At 50.9% G+C, this 21845-nt stretch carries 14 protein-coding genes and 1 tRNA gene; 12 read left to right on the top strand and 3 right to left on the bottom strand.

Annotated elements, in window-relative coordinates; all coding sequences use genetic code 11:
- Positions 1-113 precede the first annotated feature (113 nt).
- From ABE504_RS25475 to ABE504_RS25450, 6 genes are all read left to right on the top strand, one after another.
- A complete protein-coding gene (locus tag ABE504_RS25475) occupies positions 114-1061 on the top strand; it encodes an ROK family glucokinase (RefSeq protein WP_430094259.1) in 948 nt (315 codons plus the stop codon).
- A gap of 71 nt (positions 1062-1132) precedes the next feature.
- Entirely contained in the window at positions 1133-2020 is an 888-nt protein-coding gene (gene rapZ / locus ABE504_RS25470; RefSeq protein ID WP_126143856.1) for an RNase adapter RapZ, read from the top strand.
- A 53-nt stretch (positions 2021-2073) separates the two neighbouring features.
- Entirely contained in the window at positions 2074-3057 is a 984-nt protein-coding gene (locus ABE504_RS25465) for a gluconeogenesis factor YvcK family protein (RefSeq protein WP_430094257.1), read from the top strand.
- A gap of 5 nt (positions 3058-3062) precedes the next feature.
- Positions 3063-3995 carry a DNA-binding protein WhiA gene (whiA, locus tag ABE504_RS25460; RefSeq protein WP_430094254.1) on the top strand — a complete coding sequence of 311 codons (933 nt, stop codon included), beginning with the start codon at positions 3063-3065 and terminating at the stop codon, positions 3993-3995.
- Between the two features lie 144 nt (positions 3996-4139).
- Complete coding sequence (locus tag ABE504_RS25455) at positions 4140-4409, top strand: HPr family phosphocarrier protein (protein ID WP_028555561.1); 270 nt, start codon at positions 4140-4142, stop codon at positions 4407-4409.
- Between the two features lie 204 nt (positions 4410-4613).
- A complete protein-coding gene (locus ABE504_RS25450; RefSeq protein ID WP_430094252.1) occupies positions 4614-6377 on the top strand; it encodes a stalk domain-containing protein in 1764 nt (587 codons plus the stop codon).
- Positions 6378-6460: 83 nt separating this feature from the next.
- Here the strand turns inward: ABE504_RS25450 and clpP are convergent, their stop codons facing one another.
- From clpP to ABE504_RS25435, 3 genes are all read right to left on the bottom strand, one after another.
- A complete protein-coding gene (gene clpP / locus ABE504_RS25445; RefSeq protein WP_430094250.1) occupies positions 6461-7042 on the bottom strand; it encodes an ATP-dependent Clp endopeptidase proteolytic subunit ClpP in 582 nt (193 codons plus the stop codon).
- 287 nt (positions 7043-7329) lie between these two features.
- Entirely contained in the window at positions 7330-13797 is a 6468-nt protein-coding gene (locus ABE504_RS25440) for a polysaccharide lyase family 8 super-sandwich domain-containing protein (protein WP_430094248.1), read from the bottom strand.
- Between the two features lie 549 nt (positions 13798-14346).
- Positions 14347-14418 (bottom strand) — tRNA-Arg (locus ABE504_RS25435).
- Between the two features lie 275 nt (positions 14419-14693).
- Here ABE504_RS25435 and ABE504_RS25430 point away from each other — a divergent pair.
- The 6 genes from ABE504_RS25430 to eno all read left to right on the top strand — a co-directional run bounded on the left by ABE504_RS25430 (position 14694) and on the right by eno (position 21746).
- Positions 14694-15716 carry a sugar-binding transcriptional regulator gene (locus ABE504_RS25430; RefSeq protein ID WP_430094245.1) on the top strand — a complete coding sequence of 341 codons (1023 nt, stop codon included), beginning with the start codon at positions 14694-14696 and terminating at the stop codon, positions 15714-15716.
- Between the two features lie 84 nt (positions 15717-15800).
- A complete protein-coding gene (gene gap / locus ABE504_RS25425; RefSeq protein ID WP_430094243.1) occupies positions 15801-16808 on the top strand; it encodes a type I glyceraldehyde-3-phosphate dehydrogenase in 1008 nt (335 codons plus the stop codon).
- A gap of 98 nt (positions 16809-16906) precedes the next feature.
- Positions 16907-18088 carry a phosphoglycerate kinase gene (locus ABE504_RS25420; protein WP_430094240.1) on the top strand — a complete coding sequence of 394 codons (1182 nt, stop codon included), beginning with the start codon at positions 16907-16909 and terminating at the stop codon, positions 18086-18088.
- Between the two features lie 47 nt (positions 18089-18135).
- Positions 18136-18888 (top strand): triose-phosphate isomerase, encoded by a 753-nt coding sequence (gene tpiA, locus ABE504_RS25415; protein ID WP_430094238.1) that lies wholly within the window; start codon positions 18136-18138, stop codon positions 18886-18888.
- Position 18889: 1 nt separating this feature from the next.
- Entirely contained in the window at positions 18890-20428 is a 1539-nt protein-coding gene (gene gpmI, locus ABE504_RS25410) for a 2,3-bisphosphoglycerate-independent phosphoglycerate mutase (protein ID WP_430094235.1), read from the top strand.
- Positions 20429-20453: 25 nt separating this feature from the next.
- On the top strand, positions 20454-21746 hold the full coding sequence (gene eno, locus ABE504_RS25405; RefSeq protein WP_430094233.1) for a phosphopyruvate hydratase: 1293 nt from the start codon (positions 20454-20456) through the stop codon (positions 21744-21746).
- Positions 21747-21845: the final 99 nt, after the last annotated feature.

Below are 21845 nucleotides of genomic sequence, written 5' to 3'. Positions count from 1 at the left end.
TTTTCTCATTTCTAGGCGTTGTTTGAATCTTGACCTGCCCACGGGCTTGTCTTATAGTGGGAAAAGGAGTATTTGTCCGAAAATTTTAAGATTATGCATGAGGTGACCTTGTAATGTCCAATCAAATTTATATCGGTGTCGATTTAGGCGGAACCAACATTAAGGTAGGGCTGTGCGATGAACAAGGCAATTTGCTGAAAACGTTGGAAGGCCCTACATCCCCGGAGCTTGGCGCGGAGTCCGTTCTTGAACGCATTGCGCAGTACGTGCGTCAAATTGTCGAAGAATCGGAATATTCCTGGGATCAAGTGGCGGGAATTGGTGCTGGCTTGGCCGGATTCATGGACATTCCAGAGGGATTTGTCAAATTTTCGCCGAACCTGCAGTGGCATAACGTACCGGCGAAGAAGACGCTGGAAGGGCTGCTGGGCAAAACTGTGAAAATTGACAACGATGCCAACGTGGCTGCGCTGGGAGAAGCATGGGCGGGAGCTGGAGCAGGCGAGAAAAATGTTGTATGCTACACGCTGGGAACCGGTGTAGGCGGCGGTATCATCATCGACGGCAAAATCTATCAAGGCTCCGCCGGCATGGCGGGCGAGCTGGGCCACATGGCGATCGTGCCGGACATCGAGGCGATTCAATGCGGCTGCGGCCAAATGGGCTGCCTGGAAACGGTTTCCTCTGCGACGGGCATCGTGCGCATGGCGAAGGAAGCGGTGGAGCGCGGCGAGAAAACGTCGCTGGCCCTGCATGAGAAGATCGAAGCGAAGCATGTCTTCGACGCTGCGAAGAGCGGAGACGAAGTCTCACTGCGCATCGTCAACCGTGCGGCGTATTACCTGGGCCGTTCGATGGCTGCGCTTGCGGTTGTGGTCAATCCGAAGCGTTTTATTATCGGGGGCGGCGTGTCGAGAGCTGGCGAAATTTTGTTCCAGCCGATTCGGGAAACATTTAAGAAATATACACCGGAAGCTGCGGCGGAAGGCGTGGAAATTGTAGCGGCAACACTGGGTAATGATGCTGGTGTTGTAGGTGCGGCTGGATTGAACTTGCGCTAGCAGGAAAGCTCGCGTTCCGTCTCAGGCGTATCAGGCGTGAGAGGGACGTGAACCAAAGGAAGGTGCTAAGCATGGAAGAAAACCACCCTTTAGCAAAACTGGTTATCATCACGGGAATGTCGGGCGCGGGGAAAACCATTGCTGTCCAAAGTCTGGAGGATTTGGGGTTCTTCTGCGTCGACAATCTCCCGCCGGTGCTCATCCCGAAGTTTGCCGAGCTGATCGTGCAGTCGATGGGGAAAATCGGCAAGGTCGCTTTGGTGATCGATTTGCGCGGGCGGGAATTTTTTACGGCGCTGCAGGAATCGCTGCGTTACATTCAAGAGAATTACACGCTTAGCTATGAGATTCTGTTTCTGGACGCGACGGACGCGACGTTAGTGCAGCGGTACAAGGAAAGCCGCCGCCGCCATCCGCTTGCGCCGGAAGGGGCGCCGCTGGAAGGAATCGGGCTTGAACGCAAGCTGCTGGAAGAGCTGAAGGGCCTCGCGACGCAGGTCATCGATACGAGCAGCCTCAAGCCTTTGCAGCTCAAAGAAAGAATCAGCTCCCGGTTCACCAATCTGGAAGCTAACCGCATATCTATAAATGTAATCTCGTTCGGATTTAAGTATGGGGTGCCGATTGACGCCGATTTGATTTTTGATGTGCGTTTTTTGCCAAATCCGCATTATGTCGAACAGCTTCGTCCGCAGACCGGTCAGAATCAGGACGTCTACGACTATGTGATGAAGTGGCCGGAGACGCAGGAATTTCTCAGCAAGCTGCTGGATATGCTGAACTTCTTGATGCCGCAGTATACGAAGGAAGGCAAAAGCCAGGTCGTCGTCGGCATCGGATGCACAGGCGGCAAACACAGGTCCGTCGCGATTGCCGAGTATCTGGGCAAAATTATGGGTAACAGTGAGACCGAGACTGTACGGGTCAGTCATCGGGATGCCGAGCGAGACCGTGTATAACGGCTATGTGATTATGGGAGCTTTCGGAAAGTCTCCTAAGAGGGTGGAGAAAGATGGATCGTGGACAATCACAGCGTAAACCCCGAATAGTCGTGATCGGCGGCGGCACGGGTCTCTCTGTTATGTTGAGAGGACTTAAGGAGAAGCCGGTGGATATTACGGCGATCGTCACAGTAGCGGATGACGGGGGAAGCTCGGGTATTCTGCGCAGTGAGCTGCAGATGCCGCCTCCAGGCGATGTCCGCAACGTGCTTACGTCGCTGGCCGACGTGGAGCCGCTGCTGTCGCTCATGCTTCAGTATCGTTTTCAAGTCGGAACGGGATTAGCCGGGCATAGTCTGGGAAATCTAATCTTAGCGGCGTTGACCGACATTACCGGTGATTTTGTTACTGCAGTGCAGGAGATGAACCGGGTGTTCGCCGTACGCGGCCGGGTGCTTCCCGCCTCGAATCAGGCGATTGTGCTGAAAGGCATCATGGAGGACGGCTCGCTTGTCGTCGGTGAATCCAAGATTCCGAAAGCACCGGGACGCATTAAAAAAGTGATGATTGAACCGGCGAATGTGACGCCGCTGGCGGAGGCGCTGCAAGCGATCCGCGAGGCGGACGCCATTCTGTGCGGACCGGGCAGCTTGTACACGAGCTTGCTGCCAAATCTGCTCGTGCCGGGCATTGCCGATGAAATCGTCCGGTCGGATGCCGTGAAGATGTTCATCTGCAATGTGATGACGCAGCCGGGGGAGACGGATAACTACTCCGTCAGCGACCACCTCGATGCGGTCTATGATCATCTGGGTCTCCATTTATTTGACTATGTGATCGTGAATAATGGGGAAATCCCGCCGCAGGTGCAGGCCAAGTATGCGGAGAAGGGCTCCAAAGCCGTTCATCTGGATTTGGATGAAGTAACGAAACGGGGCTATCAAGTCATCGCGGATCGATTAGTGCTGTTCCGCACGTATCTTCGTCATGATGCAGAAAAGCTTAGTGACCATATTTTTCAGCTTGTCGAAAGCTGGCTGTCAAGGAAGAAGTGAGTCCCTTGTCCTTTGCGGCAACTACGAAAAAAGAACTAACATTAATCAATGACGATGAGGCCTGCTGTCAAAAAGCGGAGCTCTCCGCGCTCATTCGCATGAATGGCTCGGTGCAACTGAGCAGCCAGCGGGTCATCCTCGATGTTTCAACGGAGAATGCTGCCATTGCGCGGCGCATTTACTCCCTGATCAAGAAGATGTATAACATGCACACCGAGCTGCTTGTTCGTAAGAAAATGCGGCTCAAGAAGAACAATGTGTACATTGTTCGGATGCCTGGACAGGTGCAGGAGCTGCTCAGCGATCTGAAAATCGTGTCCGAAGGCTTTATTTTTACCACCGGCATTAATAAAGAGATTATTCGCGGCACCTGCTGTAAGCGCGCCTATTTGCGCGGCGCCTTCATGGCGGGCGGTTCGGTGAATAATCCCGAGGGCTCGTCGTATCATCTGGAGATCGCCTCGATTTATGAGGAGCACTGCAAAGCGCTGGTCAATCTTGCGAACAAGTTCGATCTGAACGCCAGATTCATCGAACGCAAGAAAGGGTTCGTGCTTTATATCAAGGAAGGCGAGAAAATCATCGAATTCCTGAGCATTATCGGCGCGCATCAGGCGCTGCTTCGTTTTGAAGACGTGCGGATCATGAAGGACATGCGAAATTCGGTGAATCGGATCGTGAATTGCGAGACGGCGAATCTGAATAAGACGATCGGGGCAGCCGTACGGCAGATCGAAAACATCCGTATTCTCGAGCGCGAGGTCGGACTCGACAACTTGCCGGATAAGCTGAGAGAAGTCGCCCAGATCAGGCTGCAGCATCCCGACTTGAATTTGAAAGAGGTTGGTGATATGCTATCAGGCAATGTTAGCAAATCCGGCGTGAACCACCGATTGCGGAAAATTGACGAATTAGCGGAAAAATACCGAAATTCCTAGCTCTGCGCACTCCGAGCCGTGCTTAAATAAGTTTTTCGCATTTTTTCTAGTGTATATGAGGGAAAAATGTTATAATATTAAAACACAAGGATCATTGATAGGTTTATCATCTATAAAAGCTCCACATTAGGGGGAATTAGTTCCATGTCCAGACGTCCAGTCGTTGTGAAGTTGAGAACAGGACTTCATGCCAGACCTGCGGCATTGTTTGTTCAAGAGGCGAATAAGTTTTCATCCGAAATCTTCGTTGAGAAGGATGAGAAGAAAGTGAATGCGAAGAGCATCATGGGAATTATGAGTCTTGCGATCAGTACAGGAACCGAAGTCTTCATAAGTGCAGAAGGTTCGGATGCTGAGCAGGCTGTAAACGCTTTAGTTACATTAGTCAGTAAGGAAGAATTGGAAAACCAATAATTTCTTTAAAAGCTTCCCACTCGGGAGGCTTTTTTGCAGCTAGCGGGCAAATGGTGATTAAGAAGTGTCAATTTTGTTAACAATTAGGAGAACCTGCAACCTTTTTCACTTAGCTGCGTCTAATGAACGTGGCTTCGAAGGATAAAGGCTTTTTTGCCGTCCCTTTGAATGCACCGCTGAAGCTAAGCAGAAGGAGCCAAGTCCATGAAACGAATCAAAAAAGAAGTCATTTCGCTGCTCGCGCTGATCATTTTTGCAGCCAGTGCGCTCGCAGCACCGTCCGCTTATGCGGTGTCGACTACCTCGTCCTACATTTTACTTTATATCGATAAAGCGGATGCTTTTGTGAACCAGGACCAGGTGAAACTGGACGCGCCTGCGACGATTATTAACGGCAGCACGTTCGTTCCGGCGAAATTCCTGGGGGATACGCTAGGCTTTACCGTGGAATGGAACGATGCGTCCCGCACGATTCAAATGCTTCCTGCAGGCTATAATATCGTGCTCGATTCCGACCATAAAATGGTGACGCTGAACGGTCTCGACATGCCGTTTGATTCGGTAGCCGCCATTGTGAACGGCAAGCTGCTCGTGAAGCTGACCTGGCTGGCCGATTACATGGGCGCCAAGTACACGTACAACAGCGAGCTGCGCCGCGTGGAGATCGTTCATTTTAAAGCGCCAGAGGGCATTTATATCGATCAGGACAGCAACTCCCGTCCAGTGGCCAAGTTCATGACTGCGAAGCCGTCCTATCGGCTTGGGGAGCCTGTGAAATACATCGACCTTAGCTATGACCCGGATGCGGAGGGAATCGCGTCCTACGAGTGGACAGGGAATAAGGAAGCTTTCTTCGAGCCGGGATTGTATCCGGTGACCCTGACCGTTAAAGATGCGCATGGGCACGTGAGCAAGCTGTTTAAAAGCTATGTGACGGTTACGGATGAACCGTTTTTGAACGAAGTAGAGTACCCGATCTACAATAAACCGGTCGGCGGCTTCATTAAGACGGATTGGGGTACGATCTGGTCGTACTTTAATAAAATGGTGCCTCTGCCGAAGGAAACGACAGAGGTGCAGGGCCGCACGCTGCTGGTCAGCGACAGCCCGGAAGAGTTTACATCGAGCGGCATTCTGTACCGCGACAACATTAACGGCAAAGCGCGTCTATACGCTGACCATGTGAACGGTACGAAGCAGAAGATGACGATGGCGATTTTTGCCACGAACAATACCGACAAGCCAATCACGATCAAGACGACGAACAAAGGGGAAGTGTACCCTTCCGTGTACGCGAACTTGATCGGCAGTGAGGCGTCGGTCGACTTCTTGATGAATAACGTGTACGACCAACAGTTAACCGTGCCTCCGCACCAGACGTATGTATACGCGAAGCTGCCGGATTTCTATCCAGGCCAGGGCGTGAACCTGTTCTACGACGTGGAGACGGATGGAGAACTGCAAATTTCATTCGGCGTTACGGAGAAGCCGTTGACACCGACCACTGCGCAGGATCTGCCGCTGCTGGACTTTAATGGGCATGTGCGCGGTACGTTCCCAGTATCGGAGATTCAATGGAAAGTAGATGCATCTTCTTTCACGAAGACTTCGGTGTTGACGATCGGTGATAACAAGACCGACGTGTTTGTTAAAGGCTATGACGTCATGCGGAAGCAAGCCGTGGAGAACGGCGGCAACTACGGCGTCGTGTACAAGATTCATGCCGATAAGCCGCGCAAAATGGCGGTCATGATGATGGCGCGCGGCGGCGTCTTCAAAGGGCCGTTCAAAATCAACGGCGAAATCGTTCCGGTGCCGTATTCCGGCGTTGTGACCGCGTTCGACGGCATGGCCGTGCTGGCGCGTACGACGGGTACGGAGGACGCACTCGACATTGAGTTCACGCCGCCGGCTGGCTCGGCGTTCCCGATTGATTTGATCTTCTACCCGCTGGAAGATAAGAAATAAAACAAAACAGCCTGCAGTGAGGGGCTCCTTCGGGAGCCTTCGCTGCAGGCTGTTTTGTTGTTGTGTCGGTGTCGGCGCTGCGATTAGATGCGCTCGATGACTTTATCGATGAGGCCGTACTCGGCTGCTTCGGCTGCGCTCATGAAGTTGTCGCGATCGGTGTCGCGCTCGATGCGCTCGAACGTTTGACCTGTGCGCTCCGACAGGATGCGGTTCAGGTTGTCTCTCATTTTCAAAATGCGCTTCGCGCGAATTTCGATGTCGGACGCTTGACCTTCGGCACCGCCCAGCGGTTGGTGGATCATCACTTCGCTGTTTGGCAGCGCGTAGCGTTTGCCTTTGGCGCCGGCTGTGAGCAGGAAGGCGCCCATGGAAGCCGCCATGCCAACGCAGATCGTGGACACGTCAGGCTTAATGAACTGCATCGTGTCGTAGATCGCCATGCCAGCTGTGATGGAGCCGCCAGGGCTGTTGATGTACAGGGAAATATCTTTATCCGGATCTTGGGCGGCCAAGAAGAGCATTTGAGCAATGATGGAGTTCGCCACAACATCGTTGACACCCGTGCCTAAGAAAATGATGCGGTCTTTCAGCAAGCGAGAGTAGATGTCATACCCTCTTTCACCGCGCGCGTCCTGTTCGACGACCATAGGAATAAAACTCATGAGAATGACCTCCTTGGGGTGTATATTGCGTTTCAAGCGATACGAGTGGGTACAACTTACATTACAGTATCTACAAGTATGATAACGAAAAAACGTCCAAAGGTCAAGAAAGGTCAAACAAAGGTGAAAGCTGTGTGCCGAAGATGGGGGTGGGGAGGGTGTTTTGGTTGTTATCCCTATCGCGCAGGTTCGCTGCAAGGCTAATCTCGCAGCGCAAAAAATCCCCGATAAACGGGGATTTCCTGTGCTGCAAGCTGTTTTTTTTACCAACGAAAGGTGCTTCTAAATTACTTGTGATACATTCTATACATCATGACGGCAGCTTCCGCTCTCGTCGCGAATCCCGCAGGATTCAAGAAGTTCCCACTTCCCTGAATCAGCCCTTCCTTCAACATCGTTGCTACATCTTCAACAGCATAGGCGGCTACGGCGGACTGATCTGTGAAGGCGTTCAGCTCGGCACTTGTACCAGTCGCGCTAAGCTTCTTCGCCACTCGCAGCGCTCTAGCCGCAATCACCATCATATCTTGTCTGGAAATGGTCTCATTCGGACTAAACTTGTTGTTGCCACTGCCTTGTGCGATACCAAGCTTCTTCAACGTGGCTAAGGCATCATAGTAGTAGGCATCCTTGCCTACATCGTCGAAGTTGGATTCTCCACGAGCGGACAAGCCTAACGATTTCACTAACAGCAAGCTGAAGTCAGCTCGGGAGATGTTAGCTCCAGGATCGAACGTCGTTTCGCTCGTTCCGTTAATAATCCCTTTGGCCGCCATCACTTCGATGGCATCTTTGGCCCAACCATACGCTGAGATGTCGTCAAAGGTTTTAAACACATAAGCTACGGCATACAGGCTGAAGTGTGTCGCTCTGAAGCTCATCATTCCCGTTGCCGGGTCGTATTTCCCATCGGGAACGGATACCGCTTTGCCAGCCCCGTCTATATACCATACAACCAGGTGTTCAGGGTTGCTAAGCTCCTCGGCCGTCGGTTTGTAAGGTACAGATACCTTAACCGGTGCATCAGGGTTATTGTAGTCGACAGGGTTCCCATCAGCGGTAACGTGGAGCTCAATCACAGGCCGGTTACCGGTCTGCGCCTTCAGTGCATCAGACAGCTTAGAAGGATCGGCTTCGGCGATCGTTAAGCCTATTTCCTTTGCTCCAACTGCATCACTAAGCGAGAGCATGTTGGAAGGAACGATGATGCTGCCCACAGGTGTTTTTAGCTCCAACTGCTGGGCTGATGTTCCTGCTGTGAGTGCTTGTGCTGGAAGCGAAACCGTGTAGCCCGTCGCACCCTCTACATTGGGCACTTCAATCGGCAGTACTTTTGTGCCGGCAGCATCCGCCGTAAGCTGTCCGAATCCATCCGCAATCGCCTTAGCGTCCACAGCTATCTTCGCCACGCCTGTCTTGGGATCAGGCTGAGGCTTCGGTGCAGCGGCATTCGTGGAAGGTGTTCCCGTTGCCGGCGTTGGATCATCATGGTTCGTATTATTGCTCTCCGATTGTTTCACCGTGTAAGCTACTGGCAAACTGATTGCGGATGTATGCCCCAGATTATCATACGCTGCAAGGGCATATTGATAAGTTCTGCCCGATTCCAGGGGACCGTCGATATAGAAGGCATTGGATGTTCGGCTCACTTCCACGCCATCCCGGTATACAATATATTCGACTTGTGCGGGATCTTGAGCGATGGAGAGGATCATGACTTCATTCTTCATGCTTTGCAAAGCAGCGATCGGCGAGCTCGTTGTAGCCGTCGTCACCATGTTGGATGCATCGGAAACGGCTGTTCCCTTCACCGCTGCAACCTTATAATAATAAGTCTTTTCGCTTTGGAGTCCAGTGTCGGTATAGGTCACCGCGGAACCGGAATATACCATTTCGTAGCCTCCGTTAGCACTGGTGGAACGGTACAGCTTATAACCCGAAGCTCCAGTAGAAGCATTCCACGTTAATTTGATGCTTAAATTCGTGTTCTGGCTTGCGGCTAATGTCGTTGGTGCAAAAGGCTTGAAATACGCTTTGACATTGTCAAAATCGAAGCTGCTAACATTATCAACGGCCATCTTCACACCGTAAACTGCCGTTGAAACGGTTCTAAAACCAAATTGGCTCGCAGCCGCCGTATCTGAATCATTTAAGAAAACATCGTATTTATTGTTGTTGGTATTCATCACAATTTTCGTTTTATACCAAGTTCCGTCGAAGAGAACCGGCGAGTAGATTGTTGCCTTGTTGCCGGAGTTATAGGCAATGATTTGGCTTCCGCTAAAATACACATGTGCAGCCGTACCATTAGTAGGATTATAAATCATTGGGATGTTCTTCCAATTTGCATCCTTCGGTTGAACAAGCGTTTCAACCGTAACGACCCCTTGAATTCCCTGCGCCTCTCCAAAGCTTTTCTCTGCACTCGTCGCGAGCTTGTTACCGCCGGTAACTCTGACCGCATGACCTGGCGTCGCCGTATAGATAGCATCCACAACCGTAACCGGTCTGCCGGTGTCTTCGACAATCGTCCAACCTGCCGGATCTGCACCGAGCATATCGTTGTCAAAATTATCGTCAATGAGTGTTTGCACGACATTGAATGAAGAGGAAACAATGTTTGAATCCGGAGACTGTCCCTCATCGTTAACGGCCACGACCTTATAGCTATAGCTTGTTGCTCCGTCTAGTCCCGAATCCACGTAGGACAGCGCAGACGTGTTACCGACATACTCGAAAGATTCACCACTTGCTGTGGATCTATAAATCGAATAGGTGGCCGCATCCCTGCCAGGCCTCCAGTTTAGCTTGATGGCCGAGCCGGTATAATCACTCGCATACAGCTCTATCGGCGCGGTAGGTATATCCGTACCGGCTGCATTCGTTGTAGACGTCGTCAGTACGTCGGATGCTTCCGAGATCGCCCCGCTGCTTAACGTCACGATTTTGTAGGAATAGTTGGTTTTCGGGGTTAGACCGCTGTCCGTAAAGCTGCTCTCCGAAGAAATAAGCTCCGCTACTTGCTGAAAGCCTGCATTTGGATCCTGGGAACGGTACAACCGATAGCCAGTGGCTCCCGTAACTGGACTCCATGTCAGCTTCATTCCGGTTCCATTTCTATCCGTTACCGCTAAATTCGACGGAACAGCTGGAACATAAGAGACCTTAATCTCATCCAACGTCATAGCGCCGCCTGTACCAGCTAGAGCAAAAAAGATTGTATTCAGATTGTTAACCGGACTTTCTCTGTATGACCAGTCGGAGCCTGCTAGTTGATCATCCACATACATATCGAATTTCTTGGTTGCCGTATTAATAACAGCCTTCAAACGGTAGTCTCTGTTAGAATCCATCGGATTCAGGAGATCGACCTTGGTTGAACCGCTGTATCCCCAAATTACCCCGCCCTGCATAACGATATTAACAGCCCTTTTACCTGTCGTACTGTCCCGCACATCAAGCACGGTTTTGTATTGCACGTCTGCGGCATTCACTGTTACTTCCGCTGTTACATACGCTCCAGCGGGTACGCTGAAAGTATGGCTAACGATGGGATCGCCTGCACTTTGTTTCTTCAACACCACGTTAGCGCCAGCTTCCGAATTTTCCTGGACCGCAATCTCCCCGCCAACGGTTCCTGTCGGAACGGTCGCGCTCCATCCGCGTTGTCCATTAAGCTCGCCTCTAGTCATGTCATCGAAGCTTTCATTAAGGGCATATGCTGGTATGTTAAATACCGTCGAAATCGGAGCCGAAGCTGCAGATAATCCTCCAGGATTCATTGCTGCGACTTTATAGTAATAATTCGTCCCCTCTTTAATTCCTGAATCGGTAAAGGTCGCTGTTGTAACGGGCCCCGCCAAGGACTCGTAATCGCCGGTCAATGATTCAGAGCGATAAAGGCGATATTCCGAAGCTCCGGGGACTTCATTCCAGGCAAGCGAAATACTCGTTCCCGCAACACTCACTACGTTTAAGCCGGTAGGCGGAGCAGTCACCGTCCATCCGGTAGCCGCTGCTGAGTAAGATGACATTCCGTAGCTGTTCATCGCCGCTACTTTATAAAAGTATTGCGTGCCGCTTTCCAGATTCGAGTCCGTATAACTCAAAGCTCCACTCGGAAGATCAGATATCGAATAATAATCGCCGTATTCCGAAGTAGAACGGTACAGCCTGTAATCCGCGGCGCCTTGAACGGCATCCCATTCCACGGCTAAGCTATTTTCCGTGTTTCCATCCACCTTTAATCCTGTAGGAGCAGAAGGCGGTGTACTGGCTCGATCTACTTCATTCCACGTCAGCCTAACACGATTGCTGGAGTCTTCCACAGCTGTCAGACCACTTGGCGTAGAAAGCGCCTGTTTTTTACCTGGCAAGCGGAATTTAACTTTAAAGGTTTTTCCGATTGCGTTTTTGACATTAACGGACAATTTGGCTTTCCCGTCTACATGATGCATGGAAACGCCAGGATCCAAATAAACAATATCTCCAAAATCCGTATCCAGCACGAGATCAATTGTTCCCGTATTGGCCATTGTAGGATCGGAAACAGACACTTCGGTATCCTCTTCTGTCTCCTTGATCATGACGGAAGCTTTCTTATTACTTGTAATCTGCCCTACAGTCGTTACCTCATCATTCCAAAAATTAATTGCAGTGATGCCCAGCTGCTTTTCTTTGACAGCTTGTACATTCGATGTATTGGCCAGCACTTCAATATCCGGATGATTCGCATACTGGTCAACTTCCTCACTCGACTTCCCAGGAAGCAGAACGTAGTCATACGTTCCATCTGTGGGATTCGTACCGTGATCGAACCACAGATTCATGTAGTTGCGTGTAATATCCGTCGTGTAATCGGTGCCAAGATTGTATAGATTGATATTAGACCATTGGTCTGTTCGCGCTTCACGCAATCCATTGATCGTCGTTGGGGTTGGAAAATAGTAACCGATATCCGAACCTGCAACGTTACCTGTCAAATGGATGCGGTTCACGCCGGTCATGGCCTCGCTCCATCCAAGCGCAGTTGACTTGGCTGCTCCGTTCACTGTAAGCGCGTTGTCTCCACTGCTATTTAGCTTGCGGTTCTCAATGATAGATTCCACAACCTTGTTATCCGTGGAGGTAATGCCAGCACCGAGATTCACAATCTCATCATCGAACATAAACCACGATTTCTTCGCAGTCAGGTTGTAGCCATTGGCTGTGTACTGCATGCCTGTCGCTCCGTACAAACCTGAGATCTCTGTGCCGCCAACCCAGTTATTCGGATTTTTCACGTTCGCCGCTGCCGTTGAGTTCTGAATAACGGTCGTACCCGGCATGCGATAGCTGTTAACGGTAGCCCAGTAGGAATCTTTATATTGAGCCAAGTCCGAATTATACAGATAGGTCATCCCATCTCCGGTATGCCAACCCCGTAAATTGACTTCATTGACAAGTTCATAGTTCCCGATTTTATTGGATGACATGGAGATGCCAAAGGCAAATCCCGGTCTATGGTGTACGGCTCTAGCCATATTAGGGTATTGTTTGTTCATGACCAGCGGTTCTCGTGGAGTAATGGTTGGATCCTCTTCGATTAGCTTCGCTTGTACGATATCGCTCATCATGACCAAATCCGCATACTTGGTAGGAGAAGTGGCCTCCAGCAACCATTTTTTGACCATCGATTTATAGGCTGCCCGATCGTTGGCATTGGGTGCGGACAGTGCCATCCGAATTACGGAAGGTCCAAGTCCTTTTATCGAGGTCAATCCCTTATCATCGTCTCGATAACCAGCAATACCTCTTCCTCTGACGTCATCAAACATGGAGTTATTATAATAAAGAGGTTCAAAAGCATTATAAATCCATTGATAAATGTTATTCACATCGGGATCTGTGATATCCCAGGAAGAGCCTGCAATGACGTACATGGCCTTGGTCAAATTATCGAGCAAACTTGTGCCATATCCGCCGTTGTAAGGGATAAGTGCGGTATGCTGCAGAAATGAACCATCGCTATACATCCCTTCTCCAGAAGTCGCATAATCAAAGACCGAACTAAGTTGATCCCTGCCTTCAATAATTTTGGCACTGTTTTTGACAATAATGCCGCTTGTAATCTTAATGTAGCAAGCCCATACGCGATTAGCTCCTGTCAGGCCTGGCCCCCAAGCAAGCGCTTGATAGTCAATAACAGCATGCCAATTGCTTATTTGTGCTGATGTTAAATGATCATATAACCAAATCGTGATGTTATTGATCACAAGCGGTGAAGTGACCTGCCAGTCAAACCAATTGTCGTAACCTCTTTTGGGAATGCTGGTATTATATCTGTTGGCGTACATCCAATCCATGGCACTAATAATATCCGCCAACAGCGTTGCGTTGTTTTCAAGCGTTGAGCCTCTTGTCACATACGCCAATGTCATGGCTTCTAACCGTTGATAGCTCTGGGAAACATGCTCGGACTCGGTTGTCGTTGCAAGGTCACTCCATAGATAACTCCTGTCTAGACGCTTATCCATCGTATCCCAGTTGGTCTGTGCAATGTTCGTAATCGCGGTGATCTTGGCACTGATGTCCGGATCATTCGGATCATAGGCAGATCCTCCGGTTGTAAAATCGTATATTTTAGCTCGTAAAGTGTCATATTCGTCTGCCGCAGCACCCGCTGCATGAGCAGGAATGATTGGCAGCGCCACCAAGTTAACTAGCATGGCTATCACCAATATAAGCGCTTTCAAACTTCGTGCGTTACTAGTCATTAACCCTCCTAACTCCTCTCTTCATGCAAATTGTAGGATCCGTGATTCGTTCAACTTCACGCTTCCGAAACCTTTCCGGAACTTATGCAGCGTTTCACAAATAAAGGTCACCTCCAGTTCATTCATCTTACTTAACCGCTTTTCCCGGTACAATATACATAATTTTGACTAGTATACATGCGTACGCAACCAGCTATTTGGAGCGAAAGATGGAAAAGAAGATCGTATCTCGTCAATATACAAGTTCTCACCCAATTAACATTGCTTCTTTATTAGTAATCCTAGCTTGTTAGGGCATTGGAGCAGCTGAGTTACACCCTGAGTCCAGGGGGAGTGGCCGAAGACGTAAACAGGAATGTATAGTGCCCAGTGGGCAATCGGATTAGGTGGTGCTGTACCTGAGCGAAGGGGATGGTGCACGAAGCGGGGGTAAACTGGAGCAGCGGGCTAGCGGCATGCCATAACGAGCTGATGAACTCTCGTAATCCGGCCGGATAAATAAAGAAAAGCCCGCCAAATGGCGGGCTTTCTAACCAACATATTCTGTTACGCGCCCGAAAGGAATCGAACCTTTATCTCAGGCTTCGGAGGCCTACGTCATATCCATTGGACCACGGGCGCATGTTCACAAAAAGGCGAAGCAAGGGTTATTATATGACACGCGAGCAGAAAAAGCAAGAAGGAAAGCCCTTACAGCCCAAAAACAACTTTTTGTTTGAACAAATGTTGAATGTTGCCGAGGAATTGGTTATAATAAAGTCTGTAAAGAGTCAGAAAGTTTTCACGAAAATGAAACAACTTGCTAGACGCCTTTTTTTTCACCCGGGTGGGACACAAAATGTATACGCGGGACAGAAAACGTCCATCATAGGAGCAGGAGTGTTGACGGTCGTCATATGAGAGAAATTCTTGACATTCAAAAACAGCTCATGCCTGATGTCATGGACATCATGAAGAAGCGTTACTCCATTCTGCAGCACATTCTCGTATCCGGTGTTGTCGGCCGCAGGTCGTTAGCGTCCTCGCTCGATATGACGGAGAGGGTGCTTCGCGGCGAAGTCGAGTTCCTCAAGGAGCTTGGCCTTCTCGATTCTGACGCCTCAGGCATGAAGATCAGCGAAACGGGCAGAAAGCTGCTCGAGGATATGCAGCCGATCATTAAGATGGCTTTTGGCCTGACGGATCTGGAAGAAGCGATTGCGAAGGCTTATGGCATCTCGCAGGTGGTTATTGTTCCCGGTGATTCCGACACTTCGGAGTTCACGAAGAAGGAGCTGGGACGCGCGGGAGCCGCGGCACTGAAGAAGTACGTCGCCAAGGATGACATCATCGCGGTGACGGGCGGATCGACGCTGGCGCAAATCGCCAATAACCTGGTGACATCGTCCTCGATGAAAGGCAGCTGGTTCGTACCGGCGCGCGGAGGGCTCGGTGAGAGCGTAGATATGCAGGCGAACACGATCGCTTCGATCATGGCGAAGAAGACGGGCGGGAAATACAGGCTTTTGCATGTGCCCGATCATCTTGGGGAAGAAGCGTATCAGACGCTGATGCAGGATCCGCAGATTCAGGAAGTTGTCGACGCGGTGCGCAGTTGTCGCATTGTTGTGCACGGGATCGGAGATGCTATGGTCATGGCACGCCGCCGTAAGGTGGATGCCGAGACAACTAGCAGTCTGAGAGCCGACGGCGCGTTGGCGGAAGCGCTGGGGTATTATTTTGACCGCGGAGGAAATGTGGTTCACAAGATGCCGACGGTGGGACTTAAACTGGAGGATCTGCAGCGCATTGAGGTTGTGATCGGTGTTGCCGGCGGGAAAAGCAAAGGCGAAGCCATCTCGGCAGTGCTGAAGCACGGTCAGGAAGATGTATTGGTGACTGACGAAGCGGCTGCCCAAGAAATTATGAAGCATGCCTGAACGAAAATGAGACATCATAACGTATGCCTTACCGGGCTGCGTTTTGAAATATAATTAATCACGTACTTTTAGGAGGAATTGACGATGGCAGTAAAAGTAGGTATTAACGGTTTTGGTCGTATTGGTCGTAACGTATTCCGCGCAGCTCTGAACAACCCAGATGTACAAATCGTAGCAGTTAATGATTTGACAGATGTTAAGACGCTTGCTCACTTGCTGAAATACGACACAACTCACGGTAAACTTGACGCTACAGTTGAAGCTGGCGAAGGCGAACTGATCGTAAACGGCGTTTCCGTAAAAGTATTCGCTGAGCGTGACCCTGGAAACCTGCCTTGGGCATCTGTAGGCGCTGAAATCGTTGTTGAATCCACTGGTATTTTCACAGCGAAAGAAAAAGCGGCTCTTCACTTGAAAGGCGGCGCTAAGAAAGTTATCATCTCCGCTCCAGCTACAGACGAAGACATCACAATCGTACTTGGCGTGAACGAAGACAAATACGATCCAGCAGCTCACACAGTGATCTCCAACGCTTCCTGTACGACGAACTGCTTGGCTCCATTCGCAAAAGTAATCAACGACCAATTCGGAATCGTTAAAGGGATGATGACAACTGTTCACTCCTACACAAACGATCAATCCGTTCTGGACGTTCCTCATAAAGACCTTCGCCGCGCTCGCGCAGCAGCTGAGAACATCATTCCTTCCAGCACTGGCGCAGCAAAAGCAATCGGTCTGGTATTGCCTGAACTGAAAGGCAAACTGAACGGTATGGCAATGCGCGTTCCTACACCTAACGTTTCCGTAACGGATCTGGTTGTAGAAACAAAAGTTAACGTTACTGTTGACGAAGTTAACGCTGCTCTGAAGGCTGCTGCTGAAGGCCCTCTGAAAGGCATCTTGAACTACTCCGCTGAGCCGCTTGTATCCAGCGACTACAACGGTGACCCAGCTTCCTCCACAGTAGACGCACTGTCCACAATGGTTGTTGGCGACAACATGCTGAAAGTCGTTTCCTGGTACGACAACGAGTGGGGCTACTCCAACCGCGTTGTAGACTTGACTGCATTCATCGCGAGCAAAGGCCTGTAATTGCATAGCTTGACAAGATAGAGCCACATGAAGGGGAGAAGCGATTCTCCTCTTTATGTGTGATTTGAAACCATACACGTTCGGGAGGGCATTAGACGATGAATAAGAAAAGTGTACGTGATGTAGAAGTTGCTGGTAAACGAGTTTTTGTCCGCGTTGATTTCAACGTGCCTGTAGAGAACGGTCAGATCACTGACGACACGCGCATCAGAGAAACACTGCCAACGATCAAGTACTTGGTCGAGCAAGGGGCAAAAGTCATTCTTGCTGCGCACTTTGGTCGTCCAAATGGTCAAGTGGTTGAAGAGCTTCGTTTAACGCCAGTTGCCGCAAAATTGGCTGAACTACTCGGTCAAAATGTGATCAAAGCGAATGAATCCGTTGGTGAAATCGTGAAGGCGCAAGTCGATGCGCTCGAGAATGGCGATGTTCTTTTGCTTGAAAATGTTCGTTTCAATGCAGGCGAAGAAAAGAACGATCCGGAATTGGCAAAAGCTTTTGCAAGCTTGGCTGATCTGTTCGTGAACGATGCATTCGGCGCGGCTCACCGTGCGCACGCTTCCACAGCGGGTATTGCAGCGTACATTCCGGCTGTATCCGGTCTTTTGATGGAGAAAGAACTGGATGTCCTCGGCAAAGCGCTGAACAACCCTGCACGTCCTTTCACGGCGATCGTCGGCGGTTCCAAAGTGAAAGACAAAATCGCTGTCATCGAAAACCTCCTGAACATCGCAGACAACGTCCTGATCGGCGGCGGTCTGTCCTATACATTCCTGAAAGCACAGGGCTATGAAATCGGTAAATCCTTGCTAGATGAGTCCAAGCTTGATCTGGTACTCAGCTTCATCGAGAAAGCCAAAGAAAAAGGCGTAAACTTCCTGATCCCGGTTGACATCGTTGTGGCTGACAAATTCGGCGCGGATGCGAACACGCAAATCGTGGGCGTTGACGGTATTCCGGCTGACTGGGAAGGCATTGACATCGGTCCGAAAACGCGTGAACTGTACGCTGACGTGATTGCAAAATCCAAGTTGGTTGTATGGAACGGGCCAATGGGCGTTTTCGAAATCGAACCATTCTCCCACGGTACGCGTGCAGTGGCTGAAGCTTGCGCGAACACAGAAGGCTACACCGTTATCGGCGGCGGCGACTCTGCTGCAGCAACGGAGAAATTCCACTTGGCTGACAAAATGAATCATATGTCCACTGGCGGCGGCGCATCCCTGGAATTCATGGAAGGCAAAGCGCTTCCTGGCGTCGTAGCACTGAACGATAAATAAGCATCACACCGGGTGACCGGATACTTAATTTGAGGAGGGCCTGTCCCATGAGTAGAACTCCGATTATCGCGGGGAACTGGAAAATGTTCAAAACCGTCTCCGAAGCGGTCAGCTTCGTGAACGAAGTCAAAGGTAGCACGGTAGCTGGTGTAGAGAGCGTCATTTGTTCTCCTTTTACAAACCTGCCTGCGCTGGTTGAAGCTGTGAAAGGCACGGACCTGCACGTTGGCGCGCAAAACCTTCACTTTGAAGACAACGGCGCGTTCACAGGCGAAATCAGCGGCGTGATGCTGAAAGACCTTGGTGTCGAGTATGTGATCATCGGCCACTCCGAGCGCAGAGCATACTTCGCAGAGACTGACGAAATCGTGAACAAAAAAGTCGTTGCAGCATTCAAACACGGCTTGAAACCGATCCTGTGCGTAGGCGAGAAGCTGGAAGAGCGCGAAGCGGGTCAAACGAAAGACGTGTGCAAAGTGCAAACGGAAGCGGCTTTTGCCGGCCTGAGCGCAGAGCAAGCGGCGCAAGTGGTGATCGCGTACGAGCCAATCTGGGCCATCGGTACGGGCAAATCCTCCACAGCAGCTGATGCGCAAGACGTGATCGGTTACATCCGTGAGCTCGTTAAAGGTCTCTACGGTGAAACTGTAGCGGAAGTCGTTCGTATCCAGTACGGCGGCAGCGTGAAGCCGAACAACATCGCCGAGTACATGGCACAGCCTGACATCGACGGCGCACTTGTAGGCGGAGCGAGCCTCGAGTCCGCTTCCTACATCCAACTCGTCCAGGGGGCGAAGTAAGATGACGAGACCGAAACCGGTAGCACTCATCATCCTCGACGGCTTCGGACTTCGTTCGGAAGAGCAGGGCAACGCAGTTGCTCACGCGAAAAAGCCGAACTACGACCGGTACTGGTCGAGTTATCCACATACAACCCTCACTGCTTGCGGTGAGGCGGTCGGTTTGCCGCAAGGCCAAATGGGCAACTCCGAAGTCGGTCACCTGAACATCGGCGCAGGCCGTGTCGTGTATCAGGACTTGACGCGGATTTCCAAATCGATTCGTGACGGCGAATTTTATGATAACGAAACGATCGTCGGCGCCGTGCGCCATGCCAAAGACAACGGCAAAAAGCTTCACCTGTACGGCTTGTTGTCCGACGGCGGCGTGCACAGCCACATCGAGCATTTGTTTGCTTTGCTTGATCTTTGTAAGAAAGAGCAGTTCGAAGACGTGTATATCCACGCGTTCCTGGACGGCCGCGACGTGGCTCCGGATTCCGCGAAAGGGTACATGGAACGTCTGCTGAACAAGATCAGCGAAGTCGGCGTAGGCAAAATCGCGACCGTCCAAGGCCGCTACTACGCAATGGATCGCGATAAGCGCTGGGAGCGTACGGAAAAATCGTACCGCGCCATGGTGTATGGCGAAGGCCCGGCTTACACGGATCCGATGAAAGCGATCATCGAATCGTACGAAAAATCGGTCTATGACGAGTTCGTCATGCCGACCGTGATCATGGGCGAAGACGGCAAGCCTGTCGGACTTGTTGAGTCCGGCGACGCCGTCGTCTTCTTCAACTTCCGTCCTGACCGTGCGATCCAGTTGTCGCAGGTCTTCACGAATGAAGACTTCCGCGGCTTTGATCGCGGGCCGCAAGCGGCCAAAAACCTGTACTTCGTCTGCTTGACGCTGTTCAGTGAGTCCGTTGACGGCTTCGTGGCCTACAAGCCGAAAGATCTGGATAACACTTACGGTGAGGTTATCGCACAAAACGGGTTGAAGCAGCTGCGCGCGGCTGAGACCGAGAAGTACCCGCACGTGACGTTCTTCTTCAGCGGCGGCCGTGATCATGAGCTGCCAGGCGAGACGCGCCTGCTCATTCCTTCGCCGAAGGTCGCAACGTACGACCTGCAGCCGGAAATGAGCGCGTACGAGCTGGCGGACGCGGTAGTGAAGGAGATCGAGGCTGAGAAGCATGACACGATCATCCTGAACTTCGCGAACCCGGACATGGTTGGCCACTCCGGCCTACTGGAGCCAACTGTGAAAGCGATCGAAGCGACAGACGAGTGCCTCGGCAAAGTTGTCGAAGCTGTGCTGGCCAAAGGCGGCGTGGTGTGCATCACAGCGGACCACGGCAACGCTGACGTTGTCACAAATGCTGACGGTTCACGCAATACGGCGCATACGACGAATCCGGTCCCTTTTATTGTTACGGACAAATCTGTTACACTAAGAGACGGCGGCATTCTGGCCGATATTGCACCGACGCTGCTCGACTTACTGCAAGTTAAGCAACCGGAGCAAATGACCGGAGCTACGATTATAAATCACTAATTTTATTGAAGGAGTGTTTCACACAATGACTATCATTTCTGACGTTTATGCACGCGAAGTACTGGATTCCCGCGGTAATCCAACAGTTGAAGTTGAAGTTTACCTGGAGTCCGGCGGTTTTGGTCGTGCGATCGTACCATCCGGCGCTTCCACAGGCGCTTACGAAGCTGTTGAGCTTCGCGACGGCGACAAAGGCCGTTACCTTGGTAAAGGCGTTCTTAAAGCTGTTGAGAACGTGAACGAAATCATCGCTCCTGAGATCATCGGTCTGGACGCGCTTGATCAAGTTGGCATCGACAACAAAATGATCGCGCTGGACGGTACGCCGAACAAAGGTAAACTGGGCGCTAACGCGATCCTGGCTGTTTCCATGGCTGTTGCTCGCGCTGCAGCTGACGCGCTGGACGTGCCTTTGTACACATACCTTGGCGGATTCAACGCAAAAACGTTGCCAGTTCCAATGATGAACATCATCAACGGCGGCGCGCATGCGGACAACAACGTTGACGTGCAAGAGTTCATGGTTCTGCCTGTTGGCGCGCCTTCTTTCAAAGAAGCGCTTCGCATCGGCGCTGAAATCTTCCACAGCCTGAAATCTGTACTGAAAGAAAAAGGCTTGAACACAGCGGTTGGCGACGAAGGCGGTTTTGCGCCTAACTTCACATCCAACGAAGAAGCCATCACAACCATCCTGGCTGCGATCGAAAAAGCAGGCTTCAAACCAGGCGTTGACGTATTCCTGGGCATGGACGTTGCGTCCACTGAGTTCTTCAAAGACGGCAAATACCACCTCGAAGGCGAAGGCAAATCCTTCACATCCGCTGAGTGGGTTGACTTCCTGGCTGCTTGGGTTGACAAATACCCAATCATCACTGTTGAAGATGGCTGCTCCGAAGACGACTGGGAAGGTTGGAAATTGCTCACTGAGAAATTGGGCGGCAAAGTTCAACTCGTTGGTGACGACCTGTTCGTAACGAACACTGAGCGTCTGTCCACAGGTATCGAGCAAGACATCGCAAACTCCATCTTGGTTAAAGTAAACCAAATCGGTACATTGACGGAGACGTTTGACGCGATCGAAATGGCAAAACGCGCTGGTTACACAGCCGTTATCTCCCACCGTTCCGGTGAGAGCGAAGACAGCACAATCGCGGACATCGCGGTTGCGACAAACGCTGGTCAAATCAAAACAGGTGCTCCGTCCCGTACGGACCGTGTTGCGAAATACAACCAATTGCTTCGCATCGAAGACGAGCTGTTCAGCGTAGCACAATACGCAGGCAAAAAAGCGTTCTACAACTTGAGAAACTTCAAGTAATTTATAGGGATCTTTGAACTAGTTCAAAGTCTCTCCACTTTATATAACGGGCAGGTGGCTTACACCTGTCCGTTTTTGCGTATAATGGGGAATAGTCGT

The organism is Paenibacillus oryzisoli (genome assembly GCF_050467285.1).
GTDB classification, from domain to species: domain Bacteria; phylum Bacillota; class Bacilli; order Paenibacillales; family NBRC-103111; genus Paenibacillus_E; species Paenibacillus_E oryzisoli_A.
This window is presented reverse-complemented; position numbering and strand designations above follow the sequence as displayed.

What these genes read in the sequence shown, in the direction of transcription:
- clpP (WP_430094250.1), bottom strand. Translation starts at nt 7,042, where the DNA reads ATGAGTTTTATTCCTATGGTCGTCGAACAGGACGCGCGCGGTGAAAGA.
- ABE504_RS25450 (WP_430094252.1), top strand. Translation starts at nt 4,614, where the DNA reads ATGAAACGAATCAAAAAAGAAGTCATTTCGCTGCTCGCGCTGATCATT.
- eno (WP_430094233.1), top strand. Translation starts at nt 20,454, where the DNA reads ATGACTATCATTTCTGACGTTTATGCACGCGAAGTACTGGATTCCCGC.
- ABE504_RS25430 (WP_430094245.1), top strand. Translation starts at nt 14,694, where the DNA reads ATGAGAGAAATTCTTGACATTCAAAAACAGCTCATGCCTGATGTCATG.
- ABE504_RS25475 (WP_430094259.1), top strand. Translation starts at nt 114, where the DNA reads ATGTCCAATCAAATTTATATCGGTGTCGATTTAGGCGGAACCAACATT.
- gap (WP_430094243.1), top strand. Translation starts at nt 15,801, where the DNA reads ATGGCAGTAAAAGTAGGTATTAACGGTTTTGGTCGTATTGGTCGTAAC.
- ABE504_RS25440 (WP_430094248.1), bottom strand. Translation starts at nt 13,797, where the DNA reads ATGACTAGTAACGCACGAAGTTTGAAAGCGCTTATATTGGTGATAGCC.
- ABE504_RS25465 (WP_430094257.1), top strand. Translation starts at nt 2,074, where the DNA reads ATGGATCGTGGACAATCACAGCGTAAACCCCGAATAGTCGTGATCGGC.
- ABE504_RS25455 (WP_028555561.1), top strand. Translation starts at nt 4,140, where the DNA reads ATGTCCAGACGTCCAGTCGTTGTGAAGTTGAGAACAGGACTTCATGCC.
- gpmI (WP_430094235.1), top strand. Translation starts at nt 18,890, where the DNA reads ATGACGAGACCGAAACCGGTAGCACTCATCATCCTCGACGGCTTCGGA.
- tpiA (WP_430094238.1), top strand. Translation starts at nt 18,136, where the DNA reads ATGAGTAGAACTCCGATTATCGCGGGGAACTGGAAAATGTTCAAAACC.
- ABE504_RS25420 (WP_430094240.1), top strand. Translation starts at nt 16,907, where the DNA reads ATGAATAAGAAAAGTGTACGTGATGTAGAAGTTGCTGGTAAACGAGTT.
- rapZ (WP_126143856.1), top strand. Translation starts at nt 1,133, where the DNA reads ATGGAAGAAAACCACCCTTTAGCAAAACTGGTTATCATCACGGGAATG.